We start from the raw sequence: 24,643 nt of genomic DNA on the forward strand, positions 1-24,643 counted from the left end.
GGCCGGCTCAGCCCCGTCCGTCGCCCTGTGCCGCGCTGATCTCGGCGTGGACGTCCGGGGCATGGGTCTCCAGGTGGCGCAGCACGCTGGTCATCTGGGTGCCGACGTTGACGAACGCGGTCGTCCGCCCCTGGAACAGCACGTCCTCCACCCGCCGGGTCCCGCGGTGCAGCGCCACCACCCGCCAGTCGTCGGTGAGGACGGGGGAGCCGGAGGAACCGCCTCGGGTGTCGGTGAAGTAGCGGACGTCGTGCTCGTCCGTCTCGTAGACCAGGTTGTTGCGCAGCGCCACCCGCTTCGACTGGCCGCCGGGGTGCTGGATGATGTTGACCGCCACGTACTCGCCGTCGGCGACCTCCAGCGGGCGCCGGGCCAGCTTCAGCACCGGGCGGTCGGGCGGCGCGGACAGCCGCAGCACCGCATAGTCCAGGTCCGGGTCGGCGGCGGCGAGTTCGGCGACCTCGACCTCCTCGGCCGCGGAGTCGTCGAGGTCGCCGGAGTCGCTGTCGTAGCCGAAGCGGGCGCGGGTGTGCCGGGCCTGGAGCCGCAGGTCCTCGGGGGCGGCCAGGGGGCGTTCCGCGCCGGTCCCGGTGCGGGCGTTGACCACGTGGTGATTGGTCATCAGCAGGGCGGGGGCGATCAGCCAGCCCGTGCCGGCGTGCGGGAAGCCGTTGGGTTGCAGCGGGGCGCCGTCCTGGTACGGCGGCACCTTGAGGCGGGCGACCGCGGTGCCGGCCAGGTCGCCGCCGCGCAGGAAGCCGATCGGGACGGTGTCGTCGCGGTGGACGATCTGCTCCTTGATCTCGGGCGCCGGGCGGTCGGCCAGGATGTCGGGTTCGCCGCCGGCGCGCCGGGCCACCTCGTCCAGGGCGCGCTGGAAGACCTTCAGCGGCTCGGCCTCGGTGGTCTGCGCCACCGCGTTGCGCAGCCAGATCTCCAGTGGGACCGAGCCGTCCACCAGCCGTTCCACCTGGTTCATCTGGGCCAGGTCGGAGTGCAGTTGATGCATCGGGGCGGCCAGCATCGGCAGCGTGCCGCGGTATCTGGGCATGATCCCGTCGAAGAGCAGCGGGCGCACGCCGGGGTCGGTCAGCCCGCTCTCCAGCGCCGCGTCCCGCAGTAGGAGGAGCTCGTCCGGGGAGAGATAGGCGGTCATCGGCGCTCAGGCCCGGCCGGGCCGCTCCTTCCGTCCGGCCGGTGGCGCCCGGCCTGTGGTGCCGCTGCCCCGTCGGGCGCCCCGTCCGGCGTCGTGCGGCCGTGGGTCCCGACGCCCATCGCCGCGGCGACCCCGGCGACGAGTTCGCCGCTGCGGTCGGGGACCGACAGCAGCCGGCGGGCCAGCGCGTTGAGGGTGCCGCGGTCGCGCGCCAGCCGCAGGATGCCGGTGATGCCGGTGGGGCGGGAGGGCGGGGCGGGGTGTGCGGGGGCCTCGGGGGCCGCCGCGGCGGTGGGCGTGCGCGGCCCGGTGGCCACGGGGCTCGGTGCCGGTGGACCCGGCGTCCGCGGCGTCGGCGTCGGCGCTTCGGACCACGGCGGTGTCCCGGACGGCCCCGCGGCCTCGTCCAGGATCCCCATCACCGCCCCCAGCAGCGCCGGTTGTCGACGGGTCGCCCGGCGCATCGCGGCCCCCAGGGTTTCCAGCGTCGCGTCGTCGGTCGGCAGGCCCACCACGTCCAGGGCGTGCGACAGCGCCCCGGGGTCCTGGCCGTAGATCTGCGAGGCGACGGCGCGCACCAGCACCGGCTGATCGGCCAGCACCTTGTCCGGCAACTCCCGCAGCTGGGTGGCGAGTTGACGGCCGGCCTGCGCGCCGGAGCGGGCGGTGTCGCGGGTGGCGGGCAGCCGGGCCCGCGCAAGCCGCACGCCCATCGCCTCAAGATCCTGCCCGAGGTCCACCGCGACGTCCTCGGCCACCCGCAACTGCCGGTCGGCGTCCGCCAGATCGCCGGCCTCCTCGGCCAGCCGGGCGCCGAACAGCAGCAGCTCCAGCCGCCGCTCGGCGCAACCGGCCCGCTCCGCCTGCCCGATGGCCTCCGCCACGCCCCTGCGGGCCTCGTCGCGCCGCCCGAGCCGGTTCTGGGCGTCCGCGCTCAGGGAGTGCAGCGGACTGCACGGCGTCCACGGCCGCCGCTGCCCCAGCCTGGCCAGCGCCGCGTCGGCGAACCCCTGCGCCAGCAGGTCCTCCGCCTCGCGGGCCGCGATCCGCTCCCAGTCCTCCTGGTCGGCCGCGGCGGCCACCCGGTCGGGCGCGCCCTTGCCGAGGCGGGCGGTCAACAGCCCCGCGGCCCGCGGCGACATGTCCTGCTGCGCCCCGGCCAGGAACCGCTCGACGCCGGGGAGCCAGCGCTCCTCCACCGACCGCGGGTCCTCGTCCAGCCGCAGCCGGTGGTAGATCTCCTCGGCGCGCGCCTCCAGTCCCTCGCGCGCCGCGTAGTGCGCCACCGCCCGCCGCTCGACCTCGCGCATCACCTCGCCACGGTCCCCGCCGGGCAGCCGCAGCATGATCGCGCGGACGTCGCGGCGGTAGCGCACCGCCTCCGGTCCGGCCGGCTCCACCATGTCCAGGCGGCTCAGCCCGGCGAACAGCCGGTGCGCCGCCCCCGCGTCCGCCACCGTCAGCCCGCACGGCCCGGCCAGCACGTCCTGCACGAGCTCGGGAGTGATCACCCGCAGCACCAGCCCGGGGTGCGCGAGCCGCCGCACGTCCTCGTCGGCGACATGGCTGAGGATCCGGTCGTAGAGGGCGCCCTGGAGCAGCAGTCGGTCGACCCGGTGGCGGGGCCCGCGCTCGGGCAGGCTGCGGATCAGCTCGCCGGTCTGCTCGGCCTCGCTGCCGGCGAGCGCGGCGGCCCGGGCGGCCAGCCGCAGGCTGAGCGGATGCCCGCCGACCCGCTCGGCCAGCGCCTCGGCCACATCGGCGTCGTGGACGCCCAGGGAGCGCAGCAGCGCCACGGCGGCCGGCCGGTCCAGCTCCCGCAGCTCGATCTCGGACAGCGCCATGGTGCGGGCCGGGTGGTCGACCGGCGCCCGCCCGGAGACGACCATCCGGAACTTCGGATAGACGCTCTGCAGCGCGGTGCAGATCGCCCAGATCCGGCCCAGCACCGGGGAGCCGCGGTACTGCGCCGCCTCGAAGGAGTCGACGGCCAGCACGAACGGCGGATCCTGCTGGCCGGCCGCGGCCACCGCGCGCACCAGGACGTCGGCCACCCGCCGGATCAGACCGGTCTCCCGCTCGGTGGCCTGCAGTTGGAACGCCTCCGACGAACTGCGGCCCAGCACCCGGGTGGTGGCCAGCTGGTGCAGCTGGGTGATCCGCTCCTGCTCCTCGCGCTGGGTGGCGGCCGCCTCCTGGCACTCGTCCGCCAGCGCCGCCAGCTCGGCGCCGAACTCCGGGTACTGCACGCCGAGTTGGCGGGCCGACTCGGCGATCAGGGTGACCGGTTCCCGGATGGAGAGGGTGGGCCGCTCGAAGTCGATGTACGCGAACGGGAACGCCGACGGGCCGCCGCCCGGTCGTTCGTCCTCCGCCCCGGCCACCTGGCCCAGCAGGAACGCGGCCAGCAGCGTGCTCTTGCCCATCCCGCCCGGCCCGTGGATGACCAGCGGCGGTACGAAGGCCGGGCGGGCGTCGTCCCCGCCGGCCGCCGGCGTCCCCTGGTCGGCTCCGGACCCGTGGACGTAGGCGTGCAGTTGGCGCAGTTCCTGGGAACGGCCGTGGAACGGCGTGGCCATCAGGCGGCGGAGCGGCTCCAGCAGCCTGGTCCGGTCCAGGGCCGCCTGGAGCTCGGCAGGGTCCGGGAGGCCGCCGACGCCGGGTATCCGGGAGAGCCACAGGACCGCCTGGAGGGTGTCGGCGAGTTCCTCGGCCGACCGGCGCGCGGGGCGGTCGGCCCTCGCGGGCAGCGTGCCCTGGAGGTAGGCCAGGCAGAGGGCTTCCGGGCCGCCGGGTGCGTCGGGGAACTGCTCGCGGTTGGCCTCCAGGGCCCGCAGGGCGGCCTCGGGCCCGGCCATGCCGTGCAACGCGTCCTCCCTGGCCTCGGGTTTGAGCACCCACGCGGTGCCCCCGCGGCGGTGACCCAGGGTGGTGCAGTCGTCGAGCAGCGCCAGCACCGCGCCGCCGCTCGGCCGGTCCTCACCGGGCAGCCGCAGCCGCCGCGGGTCGAAGCCGGCGAGCAGGCAGGCGGCCTCGCGATAGGCCCGGCGGCCGTCGGGGACCGCCGCGCGCGAGGGCTCCTCCGACCGCAGCGCGCGCCGCAGCCGGGCGGCGAACTCCTCCCGCAGCGGGGAGCGGGCCCGGCGGTCGGGGTCAGAAGCTGCGGTAGACATCGATCGCCTTCTCCGTCGCCGTGCAGAGCCTGCGCATATAGCTCTCGCCGTCGTCGTCCTGCGCGGCGTGCAGCACCTCCGTGACCGCCTCCTCGACGAATCCGTCGATCTCCGCGGGGTCGGCGTCGTCCAGGCGGGCGGGCCGCGACTCGTGGAAGAGCTGGTCGAAGAAGCGGCGCAGGTCGTCCGGTTCGACGATCCGGGCGGTGTCCCAGCACAGGCTGCTCTGCACGTCGTTGGGGAGTTTGGGCATCGCGCGGCCGTAGCCGAGCAGCACCAGCCGCGGCGCCCGGTCGCCGTGGACGGCGGCGTGCTCGTAGATCGCCAGCGCCAGCTGGCCGATCAGGTCCCAGACGTCGGAGTGCGGATCGAGCTTGTCGCACTCGTCGAGCACCAGCCAGAAGTGCAGGTCGGAGGAGGTGGCCAGGCCGACCACCCAGTGCACCGCGTCGTCCAGCGACAGCAGCGGATCGTTGAGCGCGGAGGACGGGAACGGCTGCGTCCCGGCCTGTGGATCGGTGACGAACCCGGCCAGCCGCTGCAGCACCTGCCGCGGGGTGGAGGTGCGGGACAGGGTGACCCGGGCCGGCCGGAATCCCCGGTGCTGCCCGACGTGGCACAGGAAGTGGTAGGTGTACGACCGCCCGCTGTCCGGTTCGCCGTCCACCAGCAGCACCGACTTCTCCGGGTCGACGACGAAGCGGCGCAGGGTCTCCCGCAGGTCCTCGCGGTCGATGAACGCCTCGGTGCCGCCCTTGAGGACGCGGGTGCCGAAGGGGTCCTGCGTGGCGTGGATCCGGGCGTCCTCGCGCAGGCGGTGCAGGAACTCGGCCGCCTCGCCGAACTCCGGGCGGACCCGTATCTCGTCGATGGTGGTGACCACCTCGATGAGCTTCACCTGCCGCTGGATGTCCCGGCGCGAGGCGGACACCAGCACCCGGGCGTTGTGGGAGCTGATGTTGCCGAGGGGGAGCGCCGCGATGAACTCCTCGTCGAAGTACGGGGCGAGCTGGGTGTACGGGTCGACGACGTTGAGCAGATACCTCTCCAGCCACGTCGTGACGGATTCCCACTCGGTCTCGCGCAACGGCATGCCCGCACCTACCCGGCCGGCCTGTGGGCAGGGACGTCGGCCCGCCCCCGTCCTTCCTCCTCTTTGTCATGCTTACATCCGGTCTGCCCCTGTGCAAGGCGCGGCCCGGCGCCGGAAATCCCAGCTCAGGCGGGCTGACCGAAGAGGCGCTGCACCGGCTCCCGGACCGCCGCCTGGGCCAGGTACTGGCTGATCCCGTGGTGGTTCTCGCTGTTGTTGGTGACCAGCGCGTCGGTGATCCGCTCCGGCGGGCCGTACTCCGGCCGCAGGGTGTGCCCGAGCGCCACCAGGTCCCGCAGGTCCGACACGTTGCGCCAGGCCCGTACCCCCGCCGGCACCGCGGGCGGCCGCGCCAACTGGTCCCGCACCTCGGTGATCGCCAGCGGCGACCCCAGCGTGACCAACAGCGCCACCTCCTGCTCGCGCTCCCGCAGCACCTCGTAGGCGGCCACCGACCCCAGGCTGTGGCCGACGACCACCACGGGCCCCGCACCCCGCGGCGGCAGCGCGTCCTCGATCACGCGCCGGATCGCCGGCCCCCGGTCGCCGAAGAAGTACGCATGGACGTCCCGGAACGTGCGCCGGACCAGCTCCCGGAACAGCGCGGTCCGCAGCGGCCTGGGCAGCGGCAGCACCTCCAGCGGCAGCGCCCCGTCGTCCTCGGTGCCCTCATGGCCGCCGGTCTCCGCCGCGCCCAGGGTCTCCGCGAGATAGGTCATCTCGCGCAGCCAGCCGACCAGCGCGCCCTCCGCCGCCTCCGCCGGGGTCTCGACGGCCCGGCCCTCCGGCGCCGCGGCCCCGGCCTCCCGCCGGGCCTCCTGGACGGTGCGCGCCACGAACTCCTCCGGCGAGTCGAACACCCCGGCCCCCGCCGCGGCCACCGACTCGGTCTCCGTCAGCGGACCGCCGTCCAGCGCGTCCACCCGGAAATCCGGCAGGGGCCGCTCGTACTGGAGCGCGGCCCAGTACGCCATGCGGGACGCGTCCGCCATGTCCCGGCCGAAGAGTGCCTGGTCCCACTGCGACTTGAGCAGTCCCGAGCGGACCTTGTTCCCGTTCCCGTGCACATAGACCACGGTGGGCCGCGTGCGGTGCATTCCGCCTCCTGCCGCCGTTCCTCCGCCGCACCTCCTTCCCGGGGACGCGGACGGCGCACCGGCACCCGGCCGTAAGCCACTCGAACAGCCGGGCGTGCGGCGTGCGGCGGCGCGGCCCGCCGCCGGCGTCCCGAAGTGCTCAACTCCCTTGATCGCAGGGCGAAGGATCACTGCGAGGGGTAGATGTCACCGCCCCGCATCGCGCTCTCCTGCTCGCTCCGGCTCTGCAGCCGGCGGGACTTCTCCTGGAGCCGCTGCCGCTCCTTGGGATCGCTGGCGCGCTCCGCGGCCTCGGCCAGCTCCTGAGCCTTCTCCCGCATGTGCTGAAGGCGTTCGCGTGTCTCTTCCGATCCCATGACCCGTCCCTCTCGTCCGGTGCCGATACCCGGCAGCCCGGTGACGCGCGGTGACCGGCGTCCATCCGGGGAAGCCGCTGCCACCAGCGAATCAGGGCCCGCCGCCGTCGGCACCTCGAAACGTCACGCTGCGCCGCTGACCAGGCACGGAAGCGTGTCCGGGCCCGTGGGTCCGGACACGAGAGGGGCCGACCGCGGAAGCGCATAATGGTGGCCAGGTAGGGAACCAGCCTGTCCGGAGGTGGATCCCGATGGCCCCTCTCCTCCTCGTCCTGCTGCTCGTGCTGCTCCTGGTGGGCGCCGGCCTCGTCATGAGAGTGCTCTGGCTCGTCGCCCTCGCCCTCGTCGCCGTCCTGCTGATCGGCTTCCTCTTCCGCACGTCGGGCCCGCGTGGCACACGGGGCCGCCGTCAGCCCTGGTAGGCGGATCCCGATGCCCGCGACCAAAGCCCGCAACACCACCGCCGCCATCGGCGGCGCCCCGTGCTGGGTGAGCCTGGTGACCCACGACCTGAAGGGCGCACAGGACTTCTACGGGAAGGTCCTGGGCTGGACCTTCCGCCCCGGCACGCTGGGCGGCGACTTCTCCATCGCACTGGCCCACGGCCAGCCGGTCGCCGGGATCGGCACGCTGGCGCCCGAGTGGCACATCGCCGTCGCCTGGACGCCGTACTTCGCGGTGGAGAGCGCGAACGACACCGCCGCCCGGATCCGCGAGCGCGGCGCCACGCTCGCCGTCGGCCCGCTCGAACTGGGCAAGGGGCGCGGCGCGCTCGCCGCCGACCGGGACGGTGCGGTGTTCGGCCTCTGGGAGGGCCAGACGCTCTCCTGGGCGGTGGGGCAGGGCGCGGCTCCGATGTGCCTGGAACTGCGCACCCGTGACGCCTTCGAGGCGGCGATCTTCTACGGCGAGGTCTTCGGCTGGGCTCCCGACCGGCCCGGCGGCTGCGACATCACCTACGAGCACGACGAGGTCATGGTGCGCGACATGGCGGGGCGCACCGTGGCCGCGCTGCGCGGCGGCGCCGTCGAGGCGGCCCCCGACCCGCACGTCCGCCCCCGCTGGCACGTGTACTTCCCGGTGCACGACATCGAACAGGTCACCGCGGCCGCGGTCGCCGCGGGCGGTTTCGCGCTGCCGGTGACGCCGATGGTGGACGACAGCGGCTGCGAGGCCGTGATCCGGGATCCGCAGGGCGGACTGTTCACCGTCGCCACCGCGCAGGACTGATCCCGCCGGGCCGACACGCCCGGTCGTCCTCCCGTCCCGCGGCGTGTCTCCACCAGATGGCCCGCCAGCATTGGCGCCCGCGGCCAAGAGGGACGTTGGCTGAACCAGAGCAGGCACAACCAGTACGCACAACGCCCGATGAGCGCCGGCGCCTCCGGTGCGGACGCTCTCACCTCGTTCAGTGGAGTCCCTACATGTCACCTGAACCAGCTCCTCGTGGGGGCCAATCCGATCCGTCCCCGACAGACCACGGCGAACACATTCCGTCCAGCAGCCAGGAGAACGTCTCGTTCCGCACTCTCGTGTGGACGGCGGCCACCACGAGACCGGTGGAGGAAGTCGCCGCCCTCGTGGAACTGCTCAAGCGCAGTGGTGACGACCCCAATCCGGGCGACGAAGCCCTGCGGGTGGCGGCGATGACCCGCCCGGTGAGCGAGCTCGGGCCGCTGCTCGCGATGCTCGGCCAGACCCCGCACACCGCGGAGGCGAGTTATGAGGCGCTGCGTGCGGCGGCGGTGGGCCGATCCGTCGACGAGGTCGTCCAGCTGATCAGGCTGTTCGACCGGGCCCAGGAGGGCCACCTCCCCGTCACGGGGGCGTCGGACGGCGACGCCTACACCGACGGTCATGCCGACACCGCGAACATGGGCACCACGGGTCCGCCCACCTTCAACGACCCCTACGCCGACCCCTACCCCGATCCCTACGGCCAGCAGGCGCCCGACGGCTACCCGGCCGGCGCCCACGGCGAACCGGCGATGCGGGACGGGGCCCCGCCGGAGCCCCCGCCGCGGCCCCAGCGCGCCCCGTGGCCGTCGGCCACCGCGGCACAGGGTGGCCGGGACTGGCCGTCGGCCGAGACGCCCGCCCAGGCCGCTCACGCGGTCGGCGGCGTCCTGCGGTCGGTCCTGCGCTGGCCCGCCGCGGCGGCCCTGGCCCTGTGCGGGCTGAGCCACCTGCCGGTGGGACCGGTGGAGACCAACGGCGGCTCGTCGGACGCCATCTCGCTGACCATCGCGGTGGTGTACCTGCTGCTGGCCGGCTGCCTGGCGGTGCGCGACACGGCTGCCATCTGGACCGCCAGCGCCGCGGCCGCGGTCACCGTGATCATCCTGCACGCGCTGTCCCGGGCCGGCGTCCTGGTCCCGCTGCGCAGCAGCCTGGGCGATGCCACGATCTGGCCGGAGCTGCTGGCGGTCGGGCTCGCGATCGTGAGCGCCGGACTCGCCGGCGCCGCGCTGCTCCTGCGCCCGCGCAGGGTGACTCCCGCGACGGCCGCTGTGTGAGCGGCGAGCGGGGTGCGGCGGCCGTCCTTCGGTGACGGCCGCCGCACGCATGTCCGGGCCGGCGTCCACCGCTGATGTGACGCCGCGTCAGTTCACCTTCCGTGGCGCGCCGAGCCGCACCGGGCGACACCGCGCGGCGTCACGCCACGCTGTCGGCCAGCTCGGTGACCCCACGGGTCCGCGCGCAGTGCGCGCAGCAGAAGAAGCGGCCACTGGCCTCCAGCCCGTGCCCCAGGATCCGGCACTGGCAGTTCTCGCAGGTCGGTGCGAGCAGATGCGCGGCGCATTCCACGCAGTCGAAGGAGTGCACCTCGCCGTCGATACGCACTTCGAATCCCCGCGGGTAGTCGTTCCCGCAGACCTCGCAGACCGTCATGGTGATCCCTCCATCCCGCGGTTCCGTCGGCGGCGCCGGGCCTGCAACCTTCCCGCCGCCCCACCCGGCGCGCCCCACACCTCTCCTCCATCGTCGCACCGCCCCCGCCGGCCCGCAGGGCGCTCGGGGCCGGGCCCGACGGATCGGAGCCGGGGCCTCCTGAGCCACTCCACAGACAGGCGCTACTCCGACGACGAATAGCGGCGCAGCACCCACGCCGGCAGCACGAACCAGCACACCACGAACCACAGCACCAGGGCCGTCACCACCCACGGCGCCGCGCTGCCGTTCAGCGCCAACCGCAGGATCAGCAACAGCGCCGACGCCACCGTGCCCAGCAGCAGCACCACGCCGGTCAGGGCCAACCGCGACGCCCACAGCACGGTCTGCGGTTTGAGCCGGTGCCCGGAGACCAGCCGGTGGAAGGTCACCGTCCCCACCAGCGCACCGGTGGTGGACGCCCCCAACAGCAGGGTGATCACGTAGATGTTCCGGTCCGCCGCGTCGAGCGTGGCGAACCGTTGGGTGAAGACGACGGTGAGCAGGAAGCCGAACAGGATCTGCACACCGGTCTGGATGACCCGTACCTCCTGCAGGAGTTCGGTCCACCTCCGGTCGGCGCGCTCCTCCTCGGTCTCGTTGCGGCCCCGCGGCCAGATCAGCTCCGACTCGCTCCCGTCATCCGGCTGGCCGTTCAGGTCGACTCCTCCCGTTGCCCGCGGTCGCGCAGCTCACTTCTCCTGGTTCACTTCATCTGCTCCGCCGCACTGGCCTGGAACGACAGCGCGTCGTCGGCGACGTCCACCCGCACCCGGTCCCCGCCGGACAGCGCCCCGTCCAGCAGCATCCGCGACAACCGGTTGTCGATCTCCCGCTGGATGGTCCGGCGCAGCGGCCGGGCACCGTATTCGGGCTGGTGGCCGCGGCGGGTGAGCCAGTCCACGGCGCTGGGGGAGAAGTCGACGGTGATGTTCTGGGCGTGCAGCCTGCGGCGGGTGCCCTCCAGCAGCAGCCCGGTGATCTGGTGCAACTGCTCGTCGGTCAGCTGCCGGAAGAGGATGATCTCGTCCAGTCGGTTGAGGAACTCGGGCCGGAAGTGCCCGCGCAGCGCGCTCAGCGCCCGCTCCCGCGCGCCGTCGTCCGCGCCCGCCTCGGACGTCCCGAAGCCGAGCACCCCGCGACCGCTGCCGAGCGCCTCCGAACCGAGGTTGCTGGTCATCACGATCACGGTGTTCTTGAAGTCCACCGTGCGGCCCTGAGAGTCCGTCAGATGCCCGTCGTCGAGCACCTGGAGCAGCATGTTGAAGACGTCCGGATGCGCCTTCTCCACCTCGTCGAGCAGCAGCAGGGAGTACGGGTGATGGCGGACCGCCTCGGTGAGCTGCCCCGCGTCCTCGTGGCCGACGTATCCGGGCGGCGCGCCGATCAGCCGGCTGACCGTGTGCCGCTCCTGATACTCGCTCATGTCGAGCCGCACCATGCGGTCCTCGCTGCCGAACAGCGCCTCCGCCAGCGCCCGCGCCAACTCGGTCTTGCCCACCCCGGTAGGGCCGAGGAAGAGGAAGCTGCCGATCGGCCGGTTCGGGTCGGCCAGACCGGCCCGCGACCGCAGCACCGCCTCCGACACCGCCGTCACCGCGTCGCTCTGCCCGATCACCCGGGTCTGCAGCCGCCCCTCCAGCCCCAGCAGCCGATCCTTCTCCTCCTCGGTCAGACTGCTCACCGGAACCCCCGTCTGCCGCGACACGATCTCCGCGATGTCCTCGGCGGTCACCTCCACGATCCGCCCGTCGCCGCCCACCGGCCGCTCCTGCTGCGTCTCCTCCTGGACGTTGCGGATCCGCTCGGTGAGCGCGGTGATCCGGTCCCGCAGCTCGGTGGCCCGCTCGTACTGCTCCGAGGCGACCGCCTGGTCCTTGTCCCGGCCCAGCTGCTCCACCTCGCGCTCCAGATCGCGCACGTTGGGAGTCTTGGTGGCCGACCGCAGCCGCACCCGGGCGCCGGCCTGGTCGAGCAGGTCGATCGCCTTGTCCGGCAGGAACCGGTCGGTGATGTAGCGGTCCGACAGCTCCACCGCCGCCAGCACCGCCTCGTTGGCGTACCGCACCTGGTGGTGGGCCTCGTAGCGGTCCTGGAGACCGCGCAGGATCTGCACCGTGTCGGGCACCGTCGGCTCGGGCACCAGGATCGGCTGGAAGCGGCGGGCCAGCGCGGCGTCCTTCTCGATGTACCGCCGGTACTCCTCCAGCGTGCTCGCGCCGATCACATGCAGTTCACCGCGCGCCAGCGCCGGCTTGAGCATGTTGCTGGCCTCCAGCGCACCGCCCTCCCCGGTACCGCCGCCCGCCCCCACCACCGTGTGCAGCTCGTCGATGAAGACGATCAGCGAGTCGGAGTGCGCCCGGACCTCCTCGATGATGTTGTTCATCCGCTCCTCGAAGTCACCGCGGTAGCGGGTGCCGGCCACCACCGCGGTCAGGTCCAGCGCCACGATCCGCCGCCCGGCCAGCGTCTCGGGCACCTCCCCGTCGGCCAGCCGCTGCGCCAGCCCCTCCACGATCGCGGTCTTGCCCACGCCGGCGTCGCCGACCAGCACCGGATTGTTCTTTCCACGCCGCGACAGCACCTCAATGGTCTGCTCGATCTGCTCCTCCCGCCCGATGACCGGATCGATCCGGCCGGCCCGGGCCAGGTCCGTCAGATCCCGGCTGTACTTGTCCAGCGTCGGCGTCTCGTGATGCGGCGCGGGACCGTGCTCGGCCCCCGCCCCCGACGGCTGGTGCGTCCCGCCACCGCCGTGCCCGCCCGTGGACGCCTGCGGGTCGAAGTGCGCGAGGTGCAGGATCCGGCCGGCCGCCGAGTCCGGATTCGCGGCCAGCGCCTCCAGCACGTGCTCCGGCCCGATGTACGACGCCCCCGTGCCGCGCGCCAGCTCGTGCGCCCCCAGCAGCGCCCGCTTGACCGCCGGGGTCACCGCGACGCTCTTCTGCAGCGGTCCGGACCCGGCGTTGCGGTCGATCTCGGCGGCCAGCGCATCCGGATCCGCCCCCGACTGCCGCATCAGGCTCCGGGTCGGCTCCGCGCTGAGCGCCGCCCGCAGCAGGTGCTCGGTGCCCAGCTCGGGACTGCCGTGTTCGGCGGCGTACGCGGCGGCGGAGGTCACCAGATCCCGGGCCGGCCCGCTCATCAGCCGGGCGATGTCCGCCTGCCGCGGCATGGCGGTGCCCCCCTCCTCACCCGGCGACTGCGCGGAACGCCCGAAGAACCGCGCGAGGAAGTCACCAAACGAGTCCGGGCCATAACCCTCCGGACCCAGGGATCCGTTGCTCATGTGCGTCCGTTCCGCTGTCACGACGGTGCCGCGACACGCTGCCTAGTCAGGTACCTCGTGCTCACTCCCGGTACTGTCGCCCGGTGCGTCGTCGCCGCGACGTGCGACTCCTCTGCTTCAGGATCGACGCCACCGGGTCCGTTCGCACCTCCGGCACCTCCCCACCCGGGCCCCACCGGCCGCCCGAGCGACCCGCCCGCCTGCGCCACCCCACGGGCCGCCCCCGTGCCCCGCCCCTGGCGGAGCCCCCGAACGCTCCGCCCGGGCCCCCGCCCGAACGCTCCGCCCGGGGTACTCCCCCGAATGGCGCCGCCGCCCCGGCCCGACGTGGCGCGCCGGGCAGCCAGGCGGCCGGATCGCTCCCTTGCCGGTACCTCCGGTGCACGGCACACAGGTCGGAGCGGGGCGAGGGGGAGGGGGCTCTGTATGCCCGTACCGAGCGACGGTCACGGTGTGCCATCGGAGTGGGCGATCGCCCCAAGCCGCTCCATCGCGCACGGCTGGCCGCCAACGCTTGCCCCACCCGGCGCCGGATGCTCCTGAGCCATGGCCCCGAGCCGCCTGACTGACGGCCCAGGACAGCGCCGAGGCCACCGACCACACCGTCATGGTCATGCGCCCCGACCACCCCCTGGCCGCGGGCGATCTCACCGCCGAGCGGGTGGCCGATGCCAGACACATCGTCACCTCGCGCCGCGGCCGGCTGCACGGACCGCTGGACGACGCCCTGGCCGCGCGGGGTCTCGGCCGTCGCGCCGCCGTCGTCGCCCCGACGTTCGCCGCCACGCTGCTGATGCTGGCCAACCGGCACGATGTGATCGGCTTCTTCCCCTGGCGCCAGTACCGGACCAACGTGCGCACCCTCGGCCTGGTCACCCGTGAACTGCCCTTTGCCCTGCCCCCGCTGGAGCTCTCCCTGGCCTGGCACCCACGCGACGAAGCCGACCCCGCCCATCAGTGGCTGCGTTCCCGCATCCGCGACTCCGTCCAGGCGGTCCTGGAACGAGACGACACGCCCACCCATGTCCGACCGCACCGATCGGCCACGTGACGACCGCAGCCCAGCCCAGCCCCGGCAGGCGGGGCCGTTCTTCGGGGTCTTGTGTGCGGCCCGTGGGGCGGCGTTCGGCTCGGCCGTCGCTCCCGGTGATTCGCCCCTTCGGGTTGCTGCCGGGGGAAAGGCGTTCAAGGGCCCGATCGGGCCGCTATCTTTGAAAGCTTCACAATGCCGGAAAGGGAGGAAGGTATGAGCATCATGCCATGGACCATCGAGCGTATTCGTGAGGCGCTCGCCAGCCCGTCCCTCGCCCGGCGCTTCGACGACGAGATGGATCGGGCGCCGGCTGACGAGCGGCCGCAGGTGTTCGCGAAGTGGCAGCGGATCGCGGGCGGCCTTCGGGCGACCGGCGACCACTGACGCCTGTTGTCCGGACGGGCCGGGGCGCGCCGGTCGGGGATGTGCGTCGGGCCCAACCACGGCGACGTACATCCCCGACCCCACCCACCGGTCTCCAGGACCAACGCCGCACGGCCGGAATGGTCACCGCAGGAATCGACGCGGGTGGGACGGCGGGGATGGTCGGCTTCGTCGGAATGCCTGGGGTGTGGGACTGGGCAAGGGGCCGGTGGCGGTGTTGCACTGGAATCAATCCGTGGAGAGGGATCCATGACGGGGCGTCATGGGGCGGTGGGGAACGGGATCCGGTCGCCGGCGTGGGAGGAGCAGCGGTGGAATCCTGTGAAGCGGGTGGTCGGGCGGCCGGGTCGGCCATGAACATCCCGGGTCCGGAGCCCCGGGCCGACGGTGGGGCCGGCGCCATCGCGGCGGCCGGCGGGCTGCACACCTATCAGTTACGGCTGCACGCGGAGTACGGACCGGTCGTGCGGTTCCAGCTGCCGGGTGCGGAGTTGGCGGTGTCGGTCGCCGACCCCGTGCTGCTGGAGGCCACGGCTCACCTCGACGAGCGGCCGGAGCGGTTGTTCGCCTTCCTGGACCCGCTGTGCGAGGCCGGCAACCTCCAGGTGCTGCCGGCCGACGAGCACGCCCCCTGGCGGCACCTGCTGCTGTCGGTGCTCGCCGGACGCCCGTCCCACCAGCGGCACTTCGCGCAGTTCACCGCGCTGACCACGGCGCTCGCCGACCGCTGGGCGGAGCGGGCCGACGGTGAGCCCGTCGCGTTGCAGAAGGACCTGACCGCGCTGTCCCTGCGGATGATCTGCGCGTTCGCGCTGGGCGGCGACCTCGCGGACCCGGACGGCGTCGTCGCCGCGTTCGAGGAGGTGCTCACCGAGCATCTGGGACGGCTGTACGAGCCGCCCGGCAGTGGCGCCCGGGACGGGCGTGCCGAGCGGGCGGAGAAGGCCCTCGCCTCCCTGCGGGCGACGGTGGACCGGGTGGTCAGCGCGCATCGGACCAGCGACCGGATCGACCGGAGCGATCTGATCGGGGCGATGGTGGCGGCCGGCGAGCGGCCCGCGCGGATCCGCGACACCGTCATGATGACGATGCTGGCCGCCCACCACACGACCGGGGTGGCCGTCTCGTGGACGCTGTATCTGGTGGGGCGGCATCCCGACGTGGCGGCCCGCGTCACGGACGAGTTGGACCGCGTACTCGGCGACCGCGCGGCGCCCGAGTACGCCGACCTCCGCCGTCTCACGTATCTGGACATGACCCTCAAGGAAGCGATGCGGCTCTACCCGCCCGGCCCGTACGGCGCGCGGGAGACGACCGAACCCCTGCGGCTGGGCGACTACACGATCCCGGCCGGGGCGACGCTCTTCTGTCCGTTCTGGGCCGTCCACATGAACCCCGAACACTGGCCCGAGCCAGAGAAGTTCGCGCCCGAGCGGTTCACGCCGGACGAGGCGGCCGCACGACCCGGGCTGGCCCACATCCCCTTCGGGTTCGGGCCGCGCGGCTGCGAGGGGGCCGCCCTGGCCATGGTCGAGGCCACGTTGGTGCTGGCCGTACTGCTCAAGCGCTTCCGGTTCCGGCCGGTACCGGGGCACGAGGTGACGCCGATCGAGCGGTTCGTCCTCTGGGCGGCCGACGACATCCGGATGCGCGTCAGCCCGAGGGCCTCCGGGTAGGTCGCGGCCCAAAGGCCGTCACAGCCCGAGCAGTTCCGCGAGGGTGTCGCCCAGTACGCGATCGCGCAAGGTGCCCGGCCGGGTGACGCGTTCGACGGTGGCGCGGGCGAGGACCGGGTCGCCGTACGGGGCGTCCGATCCGAACATCGTCCGCTCGGGCACCTCGGTGATGGCCAGTCGTACGGCGAAGATGATGTGCGCCGTCGACAGCTCCAGGTAGATGTTCGGGTTCTGGCGGGCCAGCTCGATCGCCGTCAGCCAGTTCAGCCCGCCCAGTTGGCTGATCACCAGTGGGACGGTCGGATAGCGGCGCGCCAGGCCGGCCAGCGTCGCCAGGTCACCCGCGGTGGTCGGGGCGAAGCCGTGGACGACGACCGGCAGTCCACGGTGGTCGGCGGCCGCCTGGAGCACCGGCTCGATCCGACCGGCTCCGTCCGGGGGCGGGGTGAGCTCACCGATGCCGCGGAAACCCCGGCCCACCACCTCCCGTTCGACCTCGGCCGCTGTCTGCCGCACCGTCAGGTCCAGACGTACCTTGCCGAAGCCGAGGAAGCGGTCGGGGTGGGCCGCGCAGGCCGCTTCGAGTTCCCGCCGTGCGGCCCGGTAGCCCTCCGGGGCGTCGGACCGCCCGCCGATCGTCTCGTGCAACACGCTCATCTCGCGGCGCAACGAGGCCAGATCGGTGGCCCGTTCGGGGTGTGGACGGGTGCCGAAGAGCACGGCGCGGTCGACCCCGGCCTCGTCGAGCAGGGCGAGGTGGCTGTGCACGGGGTCGTGGACGTGGCTGTGCGCGTCGATGATCAAGGAATTCTCCTGGTCGGAGGGAAACGGGCGGAGCGGTTCGGGCGGCCGCGGGGGAGTGCGGTCGCCGTGGCGCAAGTGTCGAAGGTTGACACCGTGACAAGGTCAAGCCGAGTGGGGAGGGGGAGATATGGATTGGGCTGGACCGGGGCGGAGCGGACGTCGGGATCGGTGCGTGCGCCTGTGAAATTTCCCCCGGAGGTCGGGTGCGGGGGCGGGCGGCCCCCGCAGGCCGCGCCATGTCCCCGCGGTCTTTTCACACCCCGCGCGCGGATTCACTTCGCGACCGCTCCCGACGACTCCACGTCGATCGGTCGGACGTTCCGTGCCATCGTTGCCTGGCGTTCCGGCCGACCGCGTCAACTCGGCTCGGAGTCGACCGGCAAGCCATCAAGTAGCGGGGAAAGAGGAGCACTTCGTGCACATACCGATAGCCGTGCGTCGGATGAGACCGGTGGGCGCCGCCGTGGGTGCCTGCGTTCTGGCGTTCGTGAGTCTTTCCGCCTCCGCCGTGGCGGCCCCCGGCCCCCAGTCGGTCGGGGCGGAAGCCCCCGGCCCGCACCGGGTCCGGGTCGAAGTCCCCGGCCCCGCCGGTGGCGAGGCCGGAGCGGGTTACCGTTCCGTCCCGCGGACTTTCCACACCCCGAAGGCGGCCTTGACGGGCCCGGGTCGGGCAGCCGACGGGCAGGTCACCAAGGTGATCGACAACGGCGACACCAAGGACCGCCTCGACGTCGTCGTCATCGGTGACGGCTACACCGCGGACCAACTCGACCAGTTCCACCTCGACGTCAAGGAGAAGTGGAACGACTTCCTGGGCGTGGAGCCCTACCGCACGTACCAGAAGCTCTTCAACGTCTGGACCGTCGACGCCGTCTCGGCGGAGAGCGGAGTCAGCGGCGACCCCGGTCAGGACGTCGTCCGCAACACCGCCCTCGGTGCGCACTTCTGGTGCGACGGCACCGAGCGACTGCTCTGCATCGACCAGCGGAAGGTCGACTCCTACGTCGCCAAGGCGCCGCAGGCCGACCTGGTGGTCGTGCTCGCCAACAGCACCAAGTACGGCGGCGCCGGCTACAACGAGGCCAGTCCGACCCTCGGCTACGACGGCATCGCCACCTTCTCCGCCCACAACAAGGACTCCAGCCAGGTCGCCGTCCACGAGACCGGCCACTCCCTCGGCAAGCTCGCCGACGAGTACTTCTACCCCGGCGTGCCGGAGTACGAGCAGTACACCGGGCCGGAGATGCCGCAGGCCAACTCGTCCGTGCTGACCGCGGACGCGATGGCCGGCGCGCACGCCAAGTGGTACCGCTGGCTTGGCGCGACCTCGCCGGACGGCGGGGCCGTCGGCGCGTACGAGGGCGGCAACTACTACGTCAAGGGGCTGTACCGCCCCACCGACAACTCCCTGATGCGCACCCTGGGCAAGCCCTTCAACCTGCCGGGCGCCGAAGCCATGATCGCCGGCTTCTACCGGCACGCCAAGCCGGCCGTCCCGGTCGGCGACGCCCGGACCTGGAGCAGCACGGCCCGCCTGGCGCTGCCCCGGGCGAACGACACCGCGCACGGCAAGGTGACCGTCCGCTGGTATCTCGACGGGAAGGAACTGCGCCGCCAGCGCGACCGCGACCGGGTGGCGATCGGCGAGTTGACGCTGGGCCGCGGCGCCCACCGGCTGACGGCGACCGTCACCGACGCCACCAACGCGGTGCGCGACCCCGCCGTCCGCACCTCCCTGACCGGCTCCACCAGTTGGACCGTGCAGAGCGGCCGAGGGGCCGCCGTGGACGCCACCAACCGGGCCGCGGCGAGACCGGACGGCGCGCGGTAGTTCGGACGCCGGCAGTCCGGACACCGACGGACCGGACGACGGCTGGGCGGGGTGGCGGAGTCCCCGTCCAGCCGTGCGTGGGGTGCCTGCCCGGCGGTGCCTGCCCGGCGGCGTCCGTCGTCGCGCCCTCGTGCCCTGCGAGCCGTCAGCTCACCACGGGAGTGGGCCCGCGGCGTCGAAGTAGCCGCCGGTCGGGCCGTCGGGCGTCACCTGCGCCATACGGACGATGATCTCGGCGCCCTCCTCGACGGTCTGCGTGCCGGCGTGTGCGTTCAGGTCGGTCGCGGTGTAACCGGGCTCCACCGCATTGATCCGGATGTTCGGGAACGCCTTGGCGTACTGCACCGTGATCATGTTGACCGCGGCCTTCGACGCCGGATAGGCGACGCCCGGGTAGGCGTACCCCGGCGCGTCCGGGGTGGTGGCGCGGGTCAGTGAGGCCAGGCCGCTGCTGACGTTGACCACGACCGGCGCCGCGGACCGCCGCAGCAGCGGCAGGAAGGCATGGCTGACGCGCACCATGCCGAAGACGTTGGTCTCGAACACCTGCCGCATGATGTCGGCGGTCACGTCCGCGGCGCCGGCCACCCCGCCGTCCGGCCCCCGCACTTCGACTCCGGCGTTGTTGATCAGCACGTCCAGTCCGCCGTCCGCCTCGATGGTCTTCGCCGCCGCGTCGACGGACGCGACGTCGGTGACGTCGAGGAGCACCATCCGCGCCCCCGACTGCTCGGCGGCCCGGCGCCCGCGCTCGGCGTCGCGGCTGCCGAGGTAGACGGTGTGGCCCGCGGCGACGAGGCGGCGCGCGGTCTCGAAGCCGAGGCCCTTGTTCGCTCCGGTGATCAGCGTTGTCGTCATCCCTCCAGGTTCCCGCCGGGCGGCGCGGTCGGCCAGTGGTTTCCTCGTCCTGGGATCGGCGCTACCGGGCAGGCCCGCCGGCGGCCCGTGCCGCGGTGGTCACGGCACGGGGGAGAAGTCGGTCGGTGCGAGGATCCGGTTCTCCATGGTGAGCAGCAGGTCCGCACGTTTCATTTCGGCCAGATATGCCTGCCACTCCGGGTCGGCGTACAGCGCCGTCCGGCGGCGTTCCCGGTCGGCCTGGTCCTCGTAGGCCCAGAGGTGGACGACCTGGTCGTGCCGGCCCTCGACCGGGACGTACCACCCCACGCACCGGCCGAGGTACCGCTCCTGGAGCGGGTAGCCCTTCTCTCGGTAGAGCGCCACCCAGTCCGCCACGCGGGTGGGCCGGATGGTGTACACGCGATGGTCGACGATCATGACGCTCCCCTGTCGCTGTCTCGTGCGGTGGTCGTTGTCCGGGCTTCCGTCCGACCATACATCGATGTTCGTCGATCATCGATGTAATGCCTACACTGGCGCCATGCGCTCCCTCGACCATCCGCAGCTGTCCTCGGTCTCGCTGTCCGACGCTCTCGCCGCGCTGGCCGATCCGACCCGCCGGGCGATCGTGCGCGTACTGACCGACGGCCGGGAACACCCGGCCGGCGACTTCGACCTGGGCGTCTCACAGTCCACGCTCAGCCACCACATCAAGAAGCTCCGCCAGGGCGGCATCACCCACAGCCGGCCGGAGGGCACCCGCTGCTGGGTCTCGCTGCGCCCCGAATTCGACGAGCGGTTCCCGGACCTGCTGCGCACCGTGCTCACCCTCGACGCGGACGCCTGACGCCGGGCCGCCATCGGGCCGCGTGGCGGGGGAATGCCGGAGCGGCGAACGGTGTTGGTGCCTGGCGTCGGGGCAAGGCCGACCCGGACGGGGAGCGGGAGCGATGCTGATCGGGCAACTGGCGAGGCGCACCGGAACGAGCGAGCGCCTGCTCCGGTACTACGAGCGCGTGGGCCTGCTCGCCTCGCGCCGACTCGCCAACGGCTACCGCGACTACGACGACGCGGCCGAGCAGAGGGTCCGTCAGATCCGGGCCCTGCTCGCGGCCGGACTGCCCACCACCCTGATCCGGCAGGTGCTGCCGTGCGGCCTGGCGGACGGTTCGCTGCGCCCCTGCCCCGGGGTCCTGGACAAGCTCCGCGCCCAGCTCGCCCACCTCGACCGGCGCGCCGAGGAATTGGCGCAGGCCCGGCTGACCCTGCGCCGGGCGATCGACGCCACCGAACGGACCGTCTAGGGCCTGACCCATCGGACAGGCCCAGGGCGCTTCTGACGGATCTCCGCGGCGCCCTGGTCGTGGCCGCGAAGCGCCGCCGTTCGCCCGGAGGGCGGGGCGGTCGGTCCGTCCGTCCACGTGGGCCCCACTCGCGGCTCCATGGCCGGTCACACCCTGTCAGGCCCTGCGCCACCATTACGCTCGGGGCGTCGGGCTCGCGGATCGTCGCGGGCAAGCGGAGGTGCGGTCCGGCGTAGGGCGTGCCGAACGTTTGCCGGTCGGGCCGGGAGAGGCTCCTGCCGGCTCCAGCGGTCAGCTAGGGAAGAGGAGCAGGGGATGCCGTGGGCGATCGACGCACCGGCCGAGGTCTGGGTGCTGGCGCGGGAACACCCGGCGCCGCTGATGAGGGCGACCCGGGCCCTGGGCCAGGCACTGGAGGAAGCGTACGGGCCGCGCTTCGCCGTCTGGCATTCCGACGAGCTCCTCTTCGGCGTGCGGGACAGCCGTTTGACGCTGCAGAACCTGGGCGGCCAGGACATCCCGCCACCCAAGGTCGTCCTGGTGCGGCAGACGCCCGGCTCCATGGCGCAGCACCGCGAACTGACCCTGCTCCGGCACCTCGAGCACATGGGGGCCGTCCTGATCAACTCGGCGACGGCCCACCAACGCTGCGGCAACAAGATCTGGCAGTTGCAGGAGCTGGTCTCCGCCGGACTGCCGGTGCCCGATTCCCTGTCGTATGCCACCGCGCCCTTCGCCGGAGTGGTGCGCAGCCCTCAGGTCGAGACGCCGTGCGTGGTGAAGAGCGTCAACGGGCGCAACGGCGCGCATGTGTTCCTGGCCCCGGACGCGGAGCTGCTGCAGTCGCTGTCGGGCAGCCTCGCCCAGGACGTGCCGCTGATCCTCCAGGAGTACGTCGCCCCCTCCCACGGACGGGATCTGCGGGTGATCGTCGTGGACGGCGAGCCGGTCGCGGCGCAGATCCGCAGCTCCCGCGACGGGTCCCTGGCCTCCAACCTCGCCCGGGGCGCCTCCGCCGAGCTGTGTCCGGGCCGCTATCCGGAGGGCGAGGCCCTGGCGGTCCGGGCCGCCCGCGCGCTCGGTCTGACCGTCGCCGGGGTCGATCTGCTCTTCACCGCCGACGGCGGCCACACCCTCTGCGAGGTCAATGCGGTGCCCGGCTGGCGGCCCCGTATGACCACGGTGATCCCCGCGATCCTCGCCGCCGTCGAGAAGCTCCTGGCCGGGACCGGGGCGCCGGGCGGGGATGCCGCCACCGGCCGGGCGACCGCGGCGGGAGGCGGCGCGGGCGGCCTCACCGATGCCAGAGGTAGCGTCCCAGGGCTCGTTTGAGGGGGCGGGGAGTGAGGGGGAGCAGCGCCGCCGCGACCTTGTAGGGAACCCCGGGCACGCAACGCCCGCTGCCGGCCGCGACGGCCTTGAGGCCGGCGGCGGCGACCTGCTCCGCCGCCAGCCAGCAGAACCCCGGCACCCAGGCGGCGGTGAGGCCGTTCGAGGCGAAGTAGTCGGTTCTGGTCAAGCCGGGCAGCAGCGCGGAGACGTGGATGCCCGCGCCGCGGTTCTCGATGGCCAGGGCCTCCGAGAAGTGGGTGAGGAACGCCTTGGTCGCGGAGTAGGTGGCCAGCGACGGCGAGGGCAACTCGCCCGTGAGGGACGAGACGTTGAGGATTCCGCCGTGCCCGTCCGCCCGCATCCGCGACAGCACGCACCGGGTGAGCCGCACCGCTGCCTGGCTGTTCAGCCGTACCGTGGCCTCCTCGTGGTCCACCGGGAGGTTGGCGAAGACGCCCGCCGCCCCGGAACCGGCGTTGTTGACCAGGAGTTCGACCGGCCGGGCCGCGTCGGTCAGACGGGCCTCCACCCGCGTCAGCTGTGCGGCGTCGGTGAGGTCCGCCGGCAGGACCTCCACCTCGACGCCGTGCGCGCGGCGCAGTTCCTCGGCGAGGTCGCGCAGCAGCGGCTCCCGGCGGGCGACGAGCACCAGGGTGACGCCCCGGGCCGCCAACTGCCGGGCCATGGCCGTTCCGATGCCGCTGGAGGCGCCGGTGATCAGCGCGGATCGGTAGGGATAGGGCCGGTCAGCCACAGGCGAGCTCCCCTGTCGGCGGGTGCGCGGGCCCCAACGACGCGGCCGAAGAGCGTCCGTTGGGAAAGTGGCGCATGTCGAGCAAAAACCGTACAACGCCCGAAGTCCGGCATGACAGGGCGCACGGGATCACGGGATGCGGGCGGGCGTACGCCTCCGACTGGTGCCGGCCACGCCTGGGAGGAGCGGCTGGCACCAGTGGCCCGGGTGCGAGCGGATTCCCGCTACGGAACTTTCACGCTCGCCCGACCTGGGGCGGTGACCAGGACGGACGGTCGACCAAATGGCCGTCCTGGCAATCGATCTGTCGCCCCGTCATTCGATGTGGTCGATGGCGAACGCGTCGCCGGTCGGCACGGCCAGGGTGAGGGTGGCGGCTGCGGCGAACGCCACGCCCACGGAACGCGCGGCCTTCTTCGTTTTCGAGATCACAGGTCCCCCTTGATTCGCATGTGGAATCGGGGGCACTTCACGACCACCGTCGGTGGTGCCGTGCTGAACAGGCGTCCCGACGACCGCTGGAGAGCGGTCGTCGGATCGCTTCGCCCCCGTACTCGGAGCCGTTGACCGCTCATCGCGGTCAAGCGCTCACGGACAGCTAACCCTGAACGGATAGACGACCACTAAACGGTGGATGCGGAAGAGTTCGGCCATCCTGACGGAAATGGCACGAGAGGCGCGGCGCTCCGCCGGCCTGCCGGCGGCCTTCCGCGGCCCGCGTCAGTCGCCGCGCCAGATGTTGTCGAAGGCGGCCTGCTCGATCGCGCGCCGTTGCCGCATGGCCTCCAGGTGCATCAGCGCGCCGTGGACGGCGGCCAGCACGGTGTCCACGGCGTCGTCGCCGACACCCGGGGGGTCCGCGGCCTCCGTCCGGTCCTCGCCGCGGAGCCCGAGGGCCGCCGTGAGGGCGGTCAGGACGGGCTCGTCGGAGGCCCGGCGGTGTGCCGCGGTGCGTCGCTGCGGCGAATCGGCCAGCACGATCTGGCCGGCCCGCAGGGGGATCCCGCGGCGGCGCTGCCGACTGAGCAGCCCTTCCGCTTCCAGGGTCGCCAGATAGGTCGCGGACAGGCCGCGGCCGCGGCGCCACAGCCAGTCCTCGACCGGCTCGTAGGGCGTCTCGCGGACCAGGTCCGCCGCGGCCCGGTCCAGCAGGGGATCGTCCGTGGTGGGGCGGAAGCCCGGCACGATGCGATCGTCGTCCAGGGTGAGGGCCTGGGCAGCGAGCAGGTCGATCACCTCGGCCCCGGCGAGCGCCAGTGACAGGTCGCCCTGTTCCACGGGGTGGCCGGGCGCCACGTCCACGGCGGTGATCATCAGGTCCCGTGCGGTGCTCATCGCTCAGGTTCGCCTCGATCCGGAGGGTCGAAGGGGTCGTTCCGCACGTCACACCCGGCGGTCCCGGGGCCCGCCGCCGGCGGTGACCTGGAGATGTCGGAGATGTCGCGTCGTCCTCGGCCGGCGCACGCCGGCGTCCGGGCCCCCGTCCTCCTCCTCCAGCAGACCAGCTCCGGCCCGATCGTGCGCGCCGAAGGGCCGGCGGAAGGGGCGCGGGGGCCGGGTCGACGACCACCGGCCCCCTTCCGCCCG

Annotated in this window: 23 protein-coding genes; 10 read left to right on the top strand and 13 right to left on the bottom strand. The window is 73.2% G+C overall.

The features are described 5' to 3' along the window. Positions 1 to 7: 7 nt before the first annotated feature. The 5 genes from SNOUR_RS34485 to SNOUR_RS34505 all read right to left on the bottom strand — a co-directional run bounded on the left by SNOUR_RS34485 (position 8) and on the right by SNOUR_RS34505 (position 6,875). Positions 8 to 1,156, bottom strand: coding sequence for a trypsin-like peptidase domain-containing protein (locus SNOUR_RS34485; protein WP_067354951.1), 1,149 nt, complete (start codon positions 1,154 to 1,156; stop codon positions 8 to 10). Then, positions 1,153 to 4,329 carry an AAA family ATPase gene (locus SNOUR_RS34490; RefSeq protein WP_067354954.1) on the bottom strand — a complete coding sequence of 1,059 codons (3,177 nt, stop codon included), beginning with the start codon at positions 4,327 to 4,329 and terminating at the stop codon, positions 1,153 to 1,155. Before SNOUR_RS34490 ends, SNOUR_RS34485 begins: the two co-directional genes overlap by 4 nt. Beyond that, positions 4,310 to 5,422: a hypothetical protein gene (locus SNOUR_RS34495; protein ID WP_067354956.1), complete on the bottom strand. Its 1,113-nt coding sequence runs from the start codon at positions 5,420 to 5,422 to the stop codon at positions 4,310 to 4,312. The genes SNOUR_RS34490 and SNOUR_RS34495 overlap by 20 nt, the downstream gene beginning before the upstream one ends. 125 nt (positions 5,423 to 5,547) lie before the next feature. Further along, positions 5,548 to 6,519 (bottom strand): thioesterase domain-containing protein, encoded by a 972-nt coding sequence (locus SNOUR_RS46510; RefSeq protein WP_067354958.1) that lies wholly within the window; start codon positions 6,517 to 6,519, stop codon positions 5,548 to 5,550. A 167-nt stretch (positions 6,520 to 6,686) separates the two neighbouring features. Next, entirely contained in the window at positions 6,687 to 6,875 is a 189-nt protein-coding gene (locus SNOUR_RS34505) for a DUF6381 family protein (RefSeq protein WP_067354961.1), read from the bottom strand. A gap of 251 nt (positions 6,876 to 7,126) precedes the next feature. On the opposite strand from SNOUR_RS34505, the gene SNOUR_RS34510 reads away from it, so the two are divergent. The 3 genes from SNOUR_RS34510 to SNOUR_RS45560 all read left to right on the top strand — a co-directional run bounded on the left by SNOUR_RS34510 (position 7,127) and on the right by SNOUR_RS45560 (position 9,391). Beyond that, positions 7,127 to 7,297 carry a hydrophobic protein gene (locus SNOUR_RS34510; RefSeq protein WP_067354969.1) on the top strand — a complete coding sequence of 57 codons (171 nt, stop codon included), beginning with the start codon at positions 7,127 to 7,129 and terminating at the stop codon, positions 7,295 to 7,297. A 10-nt stretch (positions 7,298 to 7,307) separates the two neighbouring features. Next, positions 7,308 to 8,105 carry a VOC family protein gene (locus tag SNOUR_RS34515; protein WP_067354972.1) on the top strand — a complete coding sequence of 266 codons (798 nt, stop codon included), beginning with the start codon at positions 7,308 to 7,310 and terminating at the stop codon, positions 8,103 to 8,105. Between the two features lie 329 nt (positions 8,106 to 8,434). Continuing rightward, the gene (locus SNOUR_RS45560; protein WP_067359022.1) at positions 8,435 to 9,391 is read left to right on the top strand and encodes a hypothetical protein; all 957 of its coding nucleotides are present in this window, start codon (positions 8,435 to 8,437) and stop codon (positions 9,389 to 9,391) included. A 139-nt stretch (positions 9,392 to 9,530) separates the two neighbouring features. On the opposite strand, the gene SNOUR_RS34525 is transcribed toward SNOUR_RS45560, so the two are convergent. From SNOUR_RS34525 to SNOUR_RS34535, 3 genes are all read right to left on the bottom strand, one after another. Next, complete coding sequence (locus SNOUR_RS34525; protein WP_067354975.1) at positions 9,531 to 9,767, bottom strand: metallothionein; 237 nt, start codon at positions 9,765 to 9,767, stop codon at positions 9,531 to 9,533. A gap of 182 nt (positions 9,768 to 9,949) precedes the next feature. Continuing rightward, entirely contained in the window at positions 9,950 to 10,429 is a 480-nt protein-coding gene (locus SNOUR_RS34530) for a DUF6328 family protein (RefSeq protein WP_067354977.1), read from the bottom strand. A gap of 83 nt (positions 10,430 to 10,512) precedes the next feature. Then, a complete protein-coding gene (locus SNOUR_RS34535; RefSeq protein WP_067354980.1) occupies positions 10,513 to 13,098 on the bottom strand; it encodes an ATP-dependent Clp protease ATP-binding subunit in 2,586 nt (861 codons plus the stop codon). A gap of 613 nt (positions 13,099 to 13,711) precedes the next feature. On the opposite strand from SNOUR_RS34535, the gene SNOUR_RS34540 reads away from it, so the two are divergent. The 3 genes from SNOUR_RS34540 (at position 13,712) to SNOUR_RS34545 (ending at position 16,191) form a co-directional block, all read left to right on the top strand. Then, a complete protein-coding gene (locus tag SNOUR_RS34540; protein ID WP_376738558.1) occupies positions 13,712 to 14,149 on the top strand; it encodes a LysR substrate-binding domain-containing protein in 438 nt (145 codons plus the stop codon). Between the two features lie 195 nt (positions 14,150 to 14,344). Then, a complete protein-coding gene (locus SNOUR_RS47320; protein ID WP_167390785.1) occupies positions 14,345 to 14,515 on the top strand; it encodes a hypothetical protein in 171 nt (56 codons plus the stop codon). Positions 14,516 to 14,868: 353 nt separating this feature from the next. Then, positions 14,869 to 16,191, top strand: a complete 1,323-nt coding sequence (locus tag SNOUR_RS34545) for a cytochrome P450 (RefSeq protein WP_067354983.1) — start codon at positions 14,869 to 14,871, stop codon at positions 16,189 to 16,191. Positions 16,192 to 16,209: 18 nt separating this feature from the next. On the opposite strand, the gene SNOUR_RS34550 is transcribed toward SNOUR_RS34545, so the two are convergent. Beyond that, a complete protein-coding gene (locus SNOUR_RS34550) occupies positions 16,210 to 16,995 on the bottom strand; it encodes an amidohydrolase family protein (protein ID WP_067354986.1) in 786 nt (261 codons plus the stop codon). 415 nt (positions 16,996 to 17,410) lie between these two features. Between SNOUR_RS34550 and SNOUR_RS34555 the strand changes: the two genes are divergently transcribed. Continuing rightward, on the top strand, positions 17,411 to 18,826 hold the full coding sequence (locus SNOUR_RS34555; protein ID WP_312634501.1) for a M64 family metallopeptidase: 1,416 nt from the start codon (positions 17,411 to 17,413) through the stop codon (positions 18,824 to 18,826). Between the two features lie 150 nt (positions 18,827 to 18,976). Here the strand turns inward: SNOUR_RS34555 and SNOUR_RS34560 are convergent, their stop codons facing one another. After that, on the bottom strand, positions 18,977 to 19,684 hold the full coding sequence (locus tag SNOUR_RS34560; protein ID WP_067354992.1) for an SDR family NAD(P)-dependent oxidoreductase: 708 nt from the start codon (positions 19,682 to 19,684) through the stop codon (positions 18,977 to 18,979). Positions 19,685 to 19,783: 99 nt separating this feature from the next. Continuing rightward, the gene (locus SNOUR_RS34565; protein WP_067354994.1) at positions 19,784 to 20,104 is read right to left on the bottom strand and encodes an NIPSNAP family protein; all 321 of its coding nucleotides are present in this window, start codon (positions 20,102 to 20,104) and stop codon (positions 19,784 to 19,786) included. A 103-nt stretch (positions 20,105 to 20,207) separates the two neighbouring features. On the opposite strand from SNOUR_RS34565, the gene SNOUR_RS34570 reads away from it, so the two are divergent. The 3 genes from SNOUR_RS34570 (at position 20,208) to SNOUR_RS34580 (ending at position 22,302) form a co-directional block, all read left to right on the top strand. Further along, positions 20,208 to 20,513, top strand: coding sequence for an ArsR/SmtB family transcription factor (locus tag SNOUR_RS34570; RefSeq protein ID WP_067354996.1), 306 nt, complete (start codon positions 20,208 to 20,210; stop codon positions 20,511 to 20,513). 103 nt (positions 20,514 to 20,616) lie between these two features. Continuing rightward, positions 20,617 to 20,970, top strand: coding sequence for a MerR family transcriptional regulator (locus SNOUR_RS34575; protein WP_067354998.1), 354 nt, complete (start codon positions 20,617 to 20,619; stop codon positions 20,968 to 20,970). 315 nt (positions 20,971 to 21,285) lie between these two features. Next, positions 21,286 to 22,302, top strand: coding sequence for an ATP-grasp domain-containing protein (locus SNOUR_RS34580; RefSeq protein ID WP_067355000.1), 1,017 nt, complete (start codon positions 21,286 to 21,288; stop codon positions 22,300 to 22,302). Here SNOUR_RS34580 and SNOUR_RS34585 read toward each other — a convergent pair. Together SNOUR_RS34585 and SNOUR_RS34590 are read right to left on the bottom strand one after the other, a co-directional pair. Further along, a complete protein-coding gene (locus SNOUR_RS34585; RefSeq protein WP_079143050.1) occupies positions 22,265 to 23,056 on the bottom strand; it encodes an SDR family NAD(P)-dependent oxidoreductase in 792 nt (263 codons plus the stop codon). The genes SNOUR_RS34580 and SNOUR_RS34585 overlap by 38 nt on opposite strands. Positions 23,057 to 23,776: 720 nt before the next feature. Further along, entirely contained in the window at positions 23,777 to 24,391 is a 615-nt protein-coding gene (locus SNOUR_RS34590) for a GOLPH3/VPS74 family protein (RefSeq protein ID WP_067355003.1), read from the bottom strand. Between the last annotated feature and the right edge of the window lie 252 nt (positions 24,392 to 24,643).

The sequence above is a fragment of the Streptomyces noursei ATCC 11455 genome (genome assembly GCF_001704275.1).
Classification (GTDB): domain Bacteria; phylum Actinomycetota; class Actinomycetes; order Streptomycetales; family Streptomycetaceae; genus Streptomyces; species Streptomyces noursei.